Origin of the sequence: Streptomyces sp. NPDC047974, assembly GCF_040653375.1 — a bacterium.
Lineage (GTDB): Bacteria > Actinomycetota > Actinomycetes > Streptomycetales > Streptomycetaceae > Streptomyces.
In genome coordinates, this window is sequence record NZ_JBEZNU010000003.1 from 376,892 (window position 1) to 388,679 (window position 11,788).

The following is an 11,788-nucleotide window of genomic DNA, read 5'->3' on the forward strand; positions in this document are numbered from 1 at the left end:
CCGGGCTCAGGCCCTCGCGAGCTCCGGGTCCGCCTGGGCCGGGATGTCCGGGGTGGCCACCGGGCGCTCGCGCAGGCTCAGGGCCAGCCGGAGCACGGCGATCCACATCAGCGAGGAGCCGAGCATGTGGGCGGCGACGAGGAGCTCCGGGACGCCGGTGAAGTACTGGACGTAGCCGATGGCTCCCTGCGCGAGCAGCACGATCAGCAGGTCGCGGGCGCGGGCGCGGGTGTCGTCCGGGGCGTCGACGACGCGCAGGACCAGCCACATGGCGACGGCGAGGGCGCAGACGGCCCAGGCGGCGATGGCGTGGAGGTGCGCGGCGTTCGTCCAGTCCCATGGCATGCGGGGCACGTCGCTGCTGTCGCCCGCGTGCTTGCCGGCGCCGGTCACCGTGGTGCCCAGCACGATCAGCAGGCCCGAGGTGACCGTGATCGCCCAGGACAGCTTCCGCACCGGCCCCGGCACGCGCGGACGCGGGGCGGTGTCGCCCTCGCCGGTCCGGTGCCAGGTGATCACGGCGACGGTCAGCAGCGCGTTGGCGGCCAGGAAGTGGCCGGCAACGGTCCACGGGTTGAGGCCCATCCAGACGGTGATGCCGCCGATGACGGCGTTGCTCATCACGATCCAGAACTGCGCCCAGCCCCAGCGGGTGAGGCCGCGGCGCCACGGCTTGGTCGAGCGGGCGGCGACGATCGCCCAGCCGACCGCGGCCGACAGGACGTAGGTCAGCATCCGGTTGCCGAACTCGATCAGCCCGCGGTAGCCCTGCTCGGGCGTCACGATCAGGCTGTCGTCCGTGCACTTCGGCCAGGTGTCGCAGCCGAGACCGGAACCGGTCAGCCGGACCGCGCCGCCCGTGACGATGATGAGCACGCTCATCACGACGGCGGAGAGCGCGGCGCGCCGGAGGATCCGGGGGGACGGAGTCCAGCGCTGGGCGATGAAGGCGAGGGGGGTCTGCACGGGCCCTATCGTAGGCGCGGGCTTGTGCACGGTTTCACGAGGGGGGCCTTGTCGGGAAACGTCACCCTCTGGCCCGGTGCCGCTACTCCCAGCGGAAGAACCTCGCCGCCGCGCCGAGGCCCAGGACGGCCCAGACGGCGAGGATCCCGGCGTCGGCCCACGGCATCCCCGCGCCGTCCTGGAGGACGTCCCTGAGGCCGTCGGAGAGGGCGGAGATCGGCAGCAGTGCCAGCACGTCGCCGGCCGCGCCGAACTTCTCCAGCGGGACGATCACGCCGCCGCCGACGAGCAGCAGCAGGAAGACCAGGTTGGCGGCGGCGAGGGTCGCCTCGGCCTTGAGCGTGCCGGCCATCAGCAGGCCGAGCCCGGAGAAGGCGGCGGTGCCGAGCACGAGGAGGAGCAGCACGGCGAGCGGATTGCCGTGCGGGGACCACCCGAGGCCGAACGCGATCGCGGTCAGGAGCACGATCTGCAGGACCTCGGTGACCAGGACGGCGAGCGTCTTGGAGGTCATCAGGGCCCAGCGGGGCAGCGGCGAGGCGCCGAGCCGCTTGAGGACGCCGTAGCGGCGCTCGAAGCCGGTGGCGATGGCCTGGCCGGTGAAGGCGGTGGACATCACGGCGAGCGCGAGGACGCCCGGGGCGAGGAAGTCCACGGCCTTCCCGTCGCCCGTGTCGACGACGTCGACGGTCGAGAAGAGCACCAGCAGGAGGGACGGGATGATCACCGTGAGGAGGAGCTGCTCGCCGTTGCGGAGCAGCATCCGGGTCTCCAGGGCGGTCTGGGCAGCGATCATCCGCCCGACGGGGGCGGCCCCCGGCTTCGGCGCGTACGTACCGGCGCTCATGCGCGCAGCTCCTTGCCGGTCAGTTCGAGGCTGTGCTTTCCCGGGGGACACTGCGCCCGATTGCGGCTGCGCCGCGGGCCGGACCCCCGGCAGATCTCGGGCTTGCCCGCCTTCATGACCTCAGCTCCTTGCCGGTCAGCTCCAGAAAAACGTCTTCGAGGGTGTGGCGCTCGACCGAGATGCGGTCGGGCATCACGCCGTGCTGGGCGCACCAGGTGGTGACGGTGGCGAGCAGCTGGGGGTCGACGGCGCCGGTGATCCGGTACGTGCCGGGGAGCGGCTCGGCCGCCTCGGTGCCGTCCGGGAGCGCCTTGAGCAGGGAGCCGAGGTCGAGGCCGGGGCGGCCGGTGAAGCGGAGGGTGTTCTCGGCGCCGCCGCGGCAGAGCTGTTCGGGGCTGCCCTGGGCGGCGACCCGGCCGGCGTCGACGATGGCGACGTCGTCGGCGAGCTCCTCGGCCTCCTGCATGAAGTGGGTGGTGAGGACCACGGTGGCGCCGTCGGCGCGCAGCTCGCGGACGAGGTCCCAGGTGGCGCGGCGGGCCTGCGGGTCGAGGCCGGCGGTGGGCTCGTCGAGGAAGACGAGTTCGGGGCGGCCGACGACGGCCATGGCGAGGGCGAGCCGCTGCTGCTGGCCGCCGGAGAGCCGCCGGTAGGTCGTACGGCCGCAGGAGCCGAGGCCGAGGCGTTCGATCAGCGCGTCGACGTCGAGCGGGTGGGCGTGCAGCTTGGCCATGTGGCGGAGCATCTCGTCGGCGCGCGCGCCGGAGTAGACGCCGCCGGACTGGAGCATCACGCCGACGCGGGGGCGCAGGGCGGCGGCGTCGGCGAGGGGGTCGAGGCCGAGGACGCGGACGGTGCCGGCGTCCGGCTTCCGGTAGCCCTCGCAGGTCTCGATCGTGGTGGTCTTGCCGGCGCCGTTGGGGCCGAGGACGGCGGTGACGGTGCCGGTCCGCACGTCGAGGTCGAGGCCGTCGACGGCGGTCTTGGTGCCGTACCGCTTGACCAGGCCGCGGACGCGGACGGCGGTGTCGACGGACTCGTTTCGCATGCCCGGAAGTCTAGGAGAGGGTGGGCGGGCCCCGACCGTCCGGGCCCCGGATTCATCCCACCAATGATCGTTTCCGCAGGTCAGGTAAGCCTTACCTGAGTGATGCACGCCATCGTGACCGCTTCCGGCGCGGCTTGTCACTGCCTGATTAATTACGCAACAATGGCGTTGTGAAAAACCTTGGCGCGGCTCCTTCGGAGGAACTCGCAACCCGAGAGCGGTCGACCCGCAACCGGGTCGCGCGGTCCATCCTGGATCACGGCCCGTCGACGGTCGCCGACCTCGCCGAGCGGCTCGGCCTCACCCAGGCCGCCGTCCGCCGGCACCTCGACGCGCTCGTCGCCGAGCAGGTCGTCGAGGCCCGTGAGAAGCGCGTCTACGGCGCACGGACCCGCGGCCGCCCGGCCAAGGTCTTCGCCCTCACCGACGGCGGCCGGGACGCCTTCGACCAGTCGTACGACTCCCTCGCCGTCGAGGCGCTCCGCTGGATCGAGCGCAACGCCGGGGGAGAGGCCGCCGTGGCGGCCTTCGCCCGCGACCGGATCGAGGCCCAGGCCGAGAACTACCGCGAGGCCGTCGAGTCGGTCGAGCCCGAACAGCGGGCCGAGGCTCTGGCCAAGGCCTTGACGGCGGACGGGTACGCTGCCACTGCGCGCAACGCGCCGGTCGGCGAGCAGCTCTGCCAGCACCACTGCCCGGTCGCCCACGTCGCCGAGCAGTACCCCCAGCTGTGCGAGGCGGAGACGGAGATCTTCTCCCGCCTCCTCGGGACGCACGTCCAGCGCCTGGCCACGATCGCCCACGGCGACGGCGTCTGCACCACGTTCATTCCGCACAGCACCCCGCAGACCACAGAGACAGCATCCGCAAGTACGGCCGGGAGGAAGCCCGCATGACCACCGAGATCAGCCACCCCGAGCTTGAGGGCCTGGGTCGGTACGAGTACGGCTGGGCCGACTCCGACACCGCCGGCGCCACCGCCAAGCGCGGCCTCAACGAGGACGTCGTCCGCGACATCTCCTCGAAGAAGAACGAGCCCGAGTGGATGCTGAAGCTCCGCCTCAAGGGCCTGAAGCTCTTCGACAAGAAGCCCATGCCCACCTGGGGTTCCGACCTCGGCGGCATCGACTTCGACAACATCAAGTACTTCGTGCGGTCCACCGAGAAGCAGGCCGAGTCCTGGGAGGACCTGCCGGAGGACATCAAGAACACGTACGACAAGCTCGGCATCCCGGAGGCGGAGAAGCAGCGCCTCGTCGCCGGTGTCGCGGCCCAGTACGAGTCCGAGGTCGTCTACCACCAGATCCGCGAGGACCTGGAGGAGCAGGGCGTCATCTTCGTCGACACCGACACCGCGCTGAAGGAGCACGAGGAGCTCTTCAAGGAGTACTTCGGCACCGTCATCCCGGTCGGCGACAACAAGTTCGCCTCGCTGAACACGGCCGTCTGGTCCGGCGGGTCGTTCATCTACGTGCCGAAGGGCGTGCACGTCGAGATCCCGCTCCAGGCCTACTTCCGTATCAACACGGAGAACATGGGCCAGTTCGAGCGGACGCTGATCATCGTCGACGAGGACGCCTACGTCCACTACGTCGAGGGCTGCACCGCCCCGATCTACTCGTCCGACTCGCTGCACTCCGCGGTCGTCGAGATCATCGTGAAGAAGGGCGGCCGCTGCCGCTACACGACCATCCAGAACTGGTCGAACAACGTCTACAACCTGGTGACCAAGCGCGCCGTCGCCTACGAGGGCGCCACCATGGAGTGGGTCGACGGCAACATCGGCTCCAAGGTCACCATGAAGTACCCGGCCGTCTACCTCATGGGCGAGCACGCCAAGGGCGAGACGCTCTCCATCGCCTTCGCGGGCGAGGGCCAGCACCAGGACGCCGGCGCCAAGATGGTCCACCTGGCTCCGAACACCTCCTCGTCCATCGTCTCCAAGTCGGTGGCGCGCGGCGGCGGCCGCACCTCCTACCGCGGCCTGATCGAGATCGGCGAGGGCGCCCCCGGCGCCAAGTCCAACGTCCTCTGCGACGCCCTGCTCGTCGACACCATCTCCCGCTCCGACACGTACCCCTACGTGGACGTGCGCGAGGACGACGTGACCATGGGCCACGAGGCCACGGTCTCCAAGGTCTCCGAGGACCAGCTCTTCTACCTGATGCAGCGCGGCCTCTCCGAGCAGGAGGCCATGGCGATGATCGTCCGCGGCTTCGTCGAGCCGATCGCCAAGGAGCTGCCGATGGAGTACGCGCTGGAGCTGAACCGGCTGATCGAGCTGCAGATGGAAGGCGCGGTCGGCTAGTACCGCCACCGCCCCACCCGTACCGCAGCGACTGATTTCTTACGCAGGAAGAGAGCAAGACGACAGCCATGGCTGAGGCTCAGAACTCCCCCAAGTCCTCGACTCCGCTCGGACAGGGGGGACCCCCACCGCTCGGCTCCACCACCGCCGGCTCGATCGCGGTGGCCGCCGAGTCCACCGTCGCCACCCGCATGAGCGCCCCGCCGTCCTTCGACGTCGCGGACTTCCCCGTCCCGCACGGCCGCGAGGAGGAGTGGCGCTTCACCCCGCTCGCCCGCCTCCGCGGTCTGCACGACGGCACCGCCGTCGCCACCGGCGAGGGCGTCCGGGTCGAGATCGAGGCCCCCGAGGGCGTCACCGTGGAGACCGTCGGCCGCGACGACGCCCGCCTCGGCAAGGCCAAGCCGGTCGACCGGGTCGCCGCCCAGGCGTACTCCTCCTTCGAGAAGGCGTCGGTCGTCACCGTCGCCAAGGAGGCCGTGCTCGCCGAGCCGATCCGGATCGCCGTGCACGGCGAGGGCGGCGTCGCCTTCGGCCACCAGGTGATCGAGCTCGGCGCCTTCGCCGAGGCCGTCGTCGTCATCGACCACACCGGTGACGCGGTGCTCGCCGCCAACGTGGACTACGTGCTCGGCGACGGCGCCAAGCTCACCGTCGTCTCCGTCCAGGACTGGGACGAGAAGGCCGTCCACGTCGCCCAGCACAACGCCCTCGTGGGCCGCGACGCCTCCTTCAAGTCGGTCGTGGTGACCTTCGGCGGCGACCTGGTGCGCATCCACCCGCGTGTCGAGTACACCGCCCCCGGCGGCTCCGCCGAGCTCTTCGGCCTGTACTTCACCGACGCCGGCCAGCACCAGGAGCACCGACTCCTCGTCGACCACAACACCCCGCACTGCACCTCGAACGTCGCCTACAAGGGCGCGCTCCAGGGCCAGGACGCGCACGCGGTCTGGATCGGCGACGTCCTCATCCAGGCCGCCGCCGAGGGCACCGACACCTACGAGCTCAACCGGAACCTCGTCCTCACCGACGGTGCCCGGGTCGACTCGGTGCCGAACCTGGAGATCGAGACCGGCGAGATCGCCGGCGCCGGCCACGCCTCCGCCACCGGCCGCTTCGACGACGAGCAGCTCTTCTACCTGATGGCCCGCGGCATCCCGGAGACCGAGGCCCGCCGCCTCGTCGTCCGCGGCTTCTTCGCCGAGCTGGTCCAGCAGATCGGCCTGCCCGACGTCGAGGAGCGCCTGATCGCCAAGGTCGAGGCCGAGCTGGAGGCTTCCGTCTGATGGCCTTCGTCCGCGTCTGCGCGCTCAGCGAGCTGGAGGCCGACACCCCGAAGCGGGTCGAGGTCGACGGCACGCCGGTATCGGTCGTCCACACCGAGGGCGAGGTGTTCGCGATCAACGACATCTGCTCGCACGCCAACGTCTCCCTCTCGGAGGGCGAGGTCGAGGACTGCGCCATCGAGTGCTGGCTGCACGGTTCCAGCTTCGACCTCCGTACCGGCAAGCCGTCCGGCCTTCCCGCGACGCGCCCCGTCCCCGTGTACCCCGTAAAGATCGAAGGGGACGATGTGCTCGTCTCCGTCACCCAGGAGTCCTGAGTCACCCATGGCAACGCTCGAAATCCACGACCTGCACGTCTCCGTCGAGGCGGAGAACGGCCCCCGCGAGATCCTCAAGGGCGTCGACCTGACCATCAAGCAGGGTGAGACCCACGCGGTCATGGGCCCCAACGGCTCCGGCAAGTCGACCCTGGCGTACTCCCTGGCGGGTCACCCCAAGTACACGGTCACCGGCGGCACCGTCACCCTCGACGGCGAGGACGTCCTGGAGATGTCCGTCGACGAGCGCGCCCGTGCCGGCGTCTTCCTCGCCATGCAGTACCCGGTCGAGGTCCCCGGCGTCTCGGTCTCCAACTTCCTGCGCACCTCCGCCACCGCCATCCGCGGCGAGGCCCCCAAGCTGCGCACCTGGGTCAAGGAGGTCCGCGAGGCCATGGACAAGCTGTCCATGGACCCGGCCTTCGCCGAGCGCAACGTCAACGAGGGCTTCTCCGGCGGTGAGAAGAAGCGCCACGAGATCCTCCAGCTGGAGCTCCTCAAGCCGAAGATCGCGATCCTCGACGAGACCGACTCCGGCCTCGACGTCGACGCCCTGCGCATCGTCTCCGAGGGCGTCAACCGCGTCCGCGAGACCGGTGAGGTCGGCACCCTCCTCATCACCCACTACACGCGCATCCTGCGCTACATCAAGCCCGACTTCGTGCACGTGTTCGCGAACGGCCGCATCGTCGAGTCCGGCGGCGCCGAGCTCGCCGACCAGCTGGAGAACGAGGGCTACGACAAGTACGTGAAGGGTGGCGCATCCGCGTGACTTCCGCCCATCAGGGGCTGACCGGCCTCCTCGACACCGAGGCGATCCGCAAGGACTTCCCGCTCCTGGATCGCACGGTCCACGACGGCAAGAAGATCGTGTACCTGGACTCCGCGGCCACCTCGCAGAAGCCGCGGCAGGTCCTCGACGCGCTCAACGCCTACTACGAGCGGCACAACGCCAACGTCCACCGCGGCGTCTACACGGTCGCCGAGGAGGCCACCGCGCTGTACGAGGGCGCCCGCGACAAGGTCGCCGCCTTCATCAACGCGCCGAGCCGCAACGAGGTGATCTTCACCAAGAACGCCTCCGAGTCGCTCAACCTCGTGGCCAACATGCTGGGCTGGGCCGACGAGCCCTACCGCGTGGACCACGAGACCGAGATCGCCATCACGGAGATGGAGCACCACTCCAACATCGTCCCGTGGCAGCTGCTCTCGCAGCGCACCGGCGCGAAGCTGAAGTGGTTCGGCCTCACCGACGACGGCCGTCTCGACCTGTCGAACATCGAAGAGGTCATCACGGAGAAGACGAAGATCGTCTCCTTCACGCTGGTCTCCAACCTGCTCGGCACCCAGAACCCGGTCGAGACCATCGTCCGGCGCGCCCAGGAGGTCGGTGCGCTCGTCTGCATCGACGCCTCGCAGGCGGCCCCGCACCAGGTCCTGGACGTGCAGGCGCTCCAGGCCGACTTCGTGGCCTTCACCGGCCACAAGATGTGCGGCCCGACCGGCATCGGCGTGCTGTGGGGACGGCAGGAGCTCCTGGAGGACCTCCCGCCCTTCCTCGGCGGCGGCGAGATGATCGAGACCGTCTCGATGCACTCCTCCACCTACGCCCCGGCCCCGCACAAGTTCGAGGCGGGTACGCCCCCGATCGCCCAGGCCGTCGGCCTCGGCGCGGCCGTGGACTACCTGTCGGCGATCGGCATGGAGAACATCGCGCGCCACGAGCACGCGATCACCGAGTACGCCGTCCGCCGCCTCCAGGAGGTCCCGGACCTGCGGATCATCGGCCCCACCACGGCCGAGGACCGCGGCGCGGCGATCTCCTTCACGCTCGGGGACATCCACCCGCACGACGTGGGCCAGGTCCTCGACGAGCAGGGCATCGCGGTCCGGGTCGGCCACCACTGCGCGCGGCCGGTCTGCCTGCGGTACGGAATTCCTGCGACCACGCGGGCGTCGTTCTATCTGTACTCCACCCCGGCCGAGGTCGACGCCCTGGTCGAGGGGCTGGAGCACGTCCGGAACTTCTTCGGCTAGGGGACGCGCTGTGAAGCTGGATTCGATGTACCAGGACGTCATCCTGGACCACTACAAGCACCCGCACGGGCGGGGCTTGCGGGACGGCGACGCCGAGGTGCACCACGTCAACCCGACGTGCGGCGACGAGATCACGCTCCGCGTGAAGTACGACGGCGAGCGCATCGCGGACGTGTCGTACGAGGGCCAGGGCTGCTCCATCAGCCAGGCCTCGGCCTCCGTCCTCAACGACCTGCTCGTCGGCAAGGAGCTGACCGAGGCGCGGAAGATCCAGGAGACCTTCCTGGAGCTGATGCAGTCGAAGGGCCAGGTCGAGCCGGACGATGCCATGGAGGAGGTGCTGGAGGACGCGGTGGCGTTCGCCGGCGTCTCCAAGTACCCGGCCCGGGTGAAGTGCGCGCTGCTCAGCTGGATGGCGTGGAAGGACGCGACCGCCCAGGCCCTGGGCGACGCGGAGAGGAAGTCGGCATGACTGAGAACATCGAGGCCACGATCAAGCCGGCCTCCGAGACCGTATCCATTCAGCCCGCAAGCGAGGCGGAGATCCGTGAGGCGCTGTACGACGTCGTCGACCCCGAGCTGGGCATCGACGTCGTCAACCTCGGCCTGATCTACGGGATCCACATCGACGACTCCAACGTCGCGACGCTGGACATGACGCTGACCTCGGCGGCCTGTCCGCTGACCGACGTCATCGAGGACCAGGCCCGCTCCGCCACCGACGGCATCGTCAGTGAGCTGCGGATCAACTGGGTCTGGATGCCCCCGTGGGGCCCCGACAAGATCACCGACGACGGCCGCGAGCAGCTCCGCGCGCTCGGCTTCAACGTCTGAGACGTGACCCGGTCACCAGGAAGAGGCCCCCGGCACCGCCGGGGGCCTCTTCCGTCGTCCGTCAGGTCCGGGCCGCCGTCGCGGCCAGGACCGGGGCCAGGTTCTCCTTGCGGATGCGCTGGTCGACGTAGAGCAGGCTGGAGGTCAGGGGGAGGAGGGGGCCGAGGAGGAGCTGGGTCAGCAGCGTGAGGAGGCCGCCCGTGATCGCCATGGTGGCCATGGACAGGAAGATCGTGCCGGGGGTGGGGTGCTGGGAGAGCGGGACGCCGAAGACCGTGGCCTGCGTCGTCAGGGAGATCACCGCCTGCACGGCGAACGAGACGCCGCCGACGATCAGCGCCATCACCAGCGTGTAGCCGAAGACCCGCCACCAGGAGCCGCGGACCAGCTGCGCCGAGCGGCGCATGGCGGTCAGGGTGCCGGCCGACTCGACGACCGCGGCGGTCGGGGCGAGGCTGAACTTCACCCAGATCCAGAGGGCGATCGGCGTCGTCGCCGTGCTCAGGAGTATGACGAGCACGCCGGTGATCGCCAGCCCGCCGCCGTTGTCGCCCTCCGTGTCGAGGCTCGCGAGCATCGCGCCCAGCATCAGGCAGAGCCCGAACAGGAAGAGCAGCGCGGGCACGAGGGCGGCCAGGGCCGGCAGCAGGACCGTGCCGAGCACCGAGCCGAGCCGCGACCAGGCCCGGCGCCACACCGTCCCGAAGCCGATCCGGCGGCCCAGCACCGCCTCCTGGACCACGACCGCGACGGCCGCGTGCAGCAGGCCCGTCGCCAGCAGCACGCCCAGGGCGAAGACCAGCCAGAGTCCGCCGAGGCCGAGGAAGAGCGGCGTCAGGTCCGAGAGCTCGGCGTCCCCGGTGGAGGGGGTGTCCCCCATGGCCCGCCACGAGTCGGAGAGGGCGGCCCAGCCGGCCACGGAGAGGCCGACGGCCACCGCGCCGGCCAGCGTGTAGGCGGCCAGCCCCATGCCGAGCAGCGCCTTCCAGTGCCGGCGGTAGGCGCCGAACGCCCCCGACAGGACGTGGTTCAGGTCGAGCGGCGCCAGGGGTATCACACCGGGCTTCGGCGGCGGCGGGGCGGGCGCGTAGCCGTACCCGTACGGCCCAGGGGCATAAGTCATGCGCCATACGGTAACGGGAGCCGTTGTGTACGCCCGTACACAACGGCGGGTAGCCTCCGCCCATGGGATACGGACTGCTCGCCGGGGCCATCGCGGCCGAGATCATCGCCACCACCTCCATGAAGTACAGCGAGGGCTTCAGCAAGCTGTGGCCCTCGCTGATCACCGGGGCCGGGTACGTCATCGCCTTCGCGCTGCTCGCCCAGGCCCTCAAGACCCTCCAGGTCGGCACCGCCTACGCGATCTGGTCCGGGGTCGGCACCGCGGCCGTCGCCGGCATAGGGATCCTCTTCCTCGGGGAGACCCTGAGCCTCGCCAAGATCGCCGGGATCGTCCTCATCGTCGCCGGGGTCGCCGTGCTCAACCTCGGCGGGGCGCACTGATGGCCCGCCCCCGGCGGTACGACCCCGGGCGCCGGGAACGGCTCGTGGCCGCCGCCCTGCGGGTGGTCCGGCGGGACGGCATCGCCGCGCTGAGCCACCGCGCGGTCGCCGCCGAGGCCGACGTGCCGCTCGGCTCCACCACCTACCACTTCTCCTCCCTCGACGAACTCCTCGTCGCCGCCCTGCGCGAGGTCAACGCCGGCTTCGCCGAACAGCTGCGGCGCGGCGCCGACCGCGCCGGGGACGACCTCGCCGGCGGACTCGCCCGGCTCCTGGGGGAGTGGCTCGGCGCCGAACGGAGCCAGGTGGAGCTGGAGTACGAGCTCTACCTCGCCGCCCTGCGCCGCCCCGCGCTGCGGCCCGTCGCCGCCGAATGGGCCGAGGAGGCCACCGCCGCCCTCGCGCCCCGCGCCGGACGGGCCACCGCCCGCGCCCTGGTCGCCCTCCTCGACGGCATCGGCCTCCAGGTCCTGCTCACCGGCGCGCCGTACGACGAGGCCCACGCCCGGGAGATGATCGCCCGGATCCTGAACGAAGGCCCGAAGACGCAGGCCGGGGGCTTGTCGGATGCTCCGGCGCGCCCGCCCGGCACCTGAGACCGGTTGGCCCGGGCGGGGGGCCGACCGTTAGGTTTTCCGT

At 70.7% G+C, this 11,788-nt stretch carries 14 protein-coding genes; 10 read left to right on the top strand and 4 right to left on the bottom strand.

What is annotated here, in order from left to right; translation table 11 throughout:
- Window positions 1-6 precede the first annotated feature (6 nt).
- The 3 genes from AB0E19_RS07440 to AB0E19_RS07450 all read right to left on the bottom strand — a co-directional run bounded on the left by AB0E19_RS07440 (window position 7) and on the right by AB0E19_RS07450 (window position 2,861).
- A complete protein-coding gene (locus AB0E19_RS07440) occupies window positions 7-975 on the bottom strand; it encodes a COX15/CtaA family protein (protein ID WP_362174914.1) in 969 nt (322 codons plus the stop codon).
- Between the two features lie 73 nt (window positions 976-1,048).
- The gene (locus AB0E19_RS07445) at window positions 1,049-1,813 is read right to left on the bottom strand and encodes an ABC transporter permease (protein ID WP_362174725.1); all 765 of its coding nucleotides are present in this window, start codon (window positions 1,811-1,813) and stop codon (window positions 1,049-1,051) included.
- A gap of 112 nt (window positions 1,814-1,925) precedes the next feature.
- Window positions 1,926-2,861 (bottom strand): ABC transporter ATP-binding protein, encoded by a 936-nt coding sequence (locus AB0E19_RS07450; RefSeq protein WP_362174728.1) that lies wholly within the window; start codon window positions 2,859-2,861, stop codon window positions 1,926-1,928.
- 170 nt (window positions 2,862-3,031) lie between these two features.
- On the opposite strand from AB0E19_RS07450, the gene AB0E19_RS07455 reads away from it, so the two are divergent.
- The 8 genes from AB0E19_RS07455 to AB0E19_RS07490 all read left to right on the top strand — a co-directional run bounded on the left by AB0E19_RS07455 (window position 3,032) and on the right by AB0E19_RS07490 (window position 9,643).
- A complete protein-coding gene (locus AB0E19_RS07455) occupies window positions 3,032-3,757 on the top strand; it encodes a metalloregulator ArsR/SmtB family transcription factor (RefSeq protein ID WP_360600678.1) in 726 nt (241 codons plus the stop codon).
- Entirely contained in the window at window positions 3,754-5,169 is a 1,416-nt protein-coding gene (gene sufB / locus AB0E19_RS07460) for a Fe-S cluster assembly protein SufB (RefSeq protein ID WP_362174732.1), read from the top strand. The genes AB0E19_RS07455 and sufB overlap by 4 nt, the downstream gene beginning before the upstream one ends.
- A gap of 68 nt (window positions 5,170-5,237) precedes the next feature.
- Window positions 5,238-6,455: a Fe-S cluster assembly protein SufD gene (gene sufD, locus AB0E19_RS07465; protein WP_362174735.1), complete on the top strand. Its 1,218-nt coding sequence runs from the start codon at window positions 5,238-5,240 to the stop codon at window positions 6,453-6,455.
- Complete coding sequence (locus AB0E19_RS07470; protein WP_030322524.1) at window positions 6,455-6,772, top strand: bifunctional 3-phenylpropionate/cinnamic acid dioxygenase ferredoxin subunit; 318 nt, start codon at window positions 6,455-6,457, stop codon at window positions 6,770-6,772. The genes sufD and AB0E19_RS07470 overlap by 1 nt, the downstream gene beginning before the upstream one ends.
- Window positions 6,773-6,779: 7 nt before the next feature.
- Window positions 6,780-7,544, top strand: coding sequence for a Fe-S cluster assembly ATPase SufC (gene sufC, locus AB0E19_RS07475; RefSeq protein ID WP_031002808.1), 765 nt, complete (start codon window positions 6,780-6,782; stop codon window positions 7,542-7,544).
- Window positions 7,541-8,809, top strand: a complete 1,269-nt coding sequence (locus tag AB0E19_RS07480; RefSeq protein WP_169085948.1) for a cysteine desulfurase — start codon at window positions 7,541-7,543, stop codon at window positions 8,807-8,809. The genes sufC and AB0E19_RS07480 overlap by 4 nt, the downstream gene beginning before the upstream one ends.
- 10 nt (window positions 8,810-8,819) lie before the next feature.
- Window positions 8,820-9,281 (top strand): Fe-S cluster assembly sulfur transfer protein SufU, encoded by a 462-nt coding sequence (sufU, locus tag AB0E19_RS07485; RefSeq protein ID WP_362174741.1) that lies wholly within the window; start codon window positions 8,820-8,822, stop codon window positions 9,279-9,281.
- Window positions 9,278-9,643 (top strand): metal-sulfur cluster assembly factor, encoded by a 366-nt coding sequence (locus tag AB0E19_RS07490; protein ID WP_360600687.1) that lies wholly within the window; start codon window positions 9,278-9,280, stop codon window positions 9,641-9,643. Before sufU ends, AB0E19_RS07490 begins: the two co-directional genes overlap by 4 nt.
- A 61-nt stretch (window positions 9,644-9,704) precedes the next feature.
- Here the strand turns inward: AB0E19_RS07490 and AB0E19_RS07495 are convergent, their stop codons facing one another.
- Window positions 9,705-10,766: an oxidoreductase gene (locus tag AB0E19_RS07495; RefSeq protein ID WP_362174745.1), complete on the bottom strand. Its 1,062-nt coding sequence runs from the start codon at window positions 10,764-10,766 to the stop codon at window positions 9,705-9,707.
- 62 nt (window positions 10,767-10,828) lie between these two features.
- On the opposite strand from AB0E19_RS07495, the gene AB0E19_RS07500 reads away from it, so the two are divergent.
- Both AB0E19_RS07500 and AB0E19_RS07505 read left to right on the top strand, forming a co-directional pair.
- Entirely contained in the window at window positions 10,829-11,149 is a 321-nt protein-coding gene (locus AB0E19_RS07500) for a multidrug efflux SMR transporter (RefSeq protein ID WP_362174748.1), read from the top strand.
- A complete protein-coding gene (locus AB0E19_RS07505) occupies window positions 11,149-11,745 on the top strand; it encodes a TetR family transcriptional regulator (RefSeq protein WP_362174751.1) in 597 nt (198 codons plus the stop codon). Before AB0E19_RS07500 ends, AB0E19_RS07505 begins: the two co-directional genes overlap by 1 nt.
- Window positions 11,746-11,788: the final 43 nt, after the last annotated feature.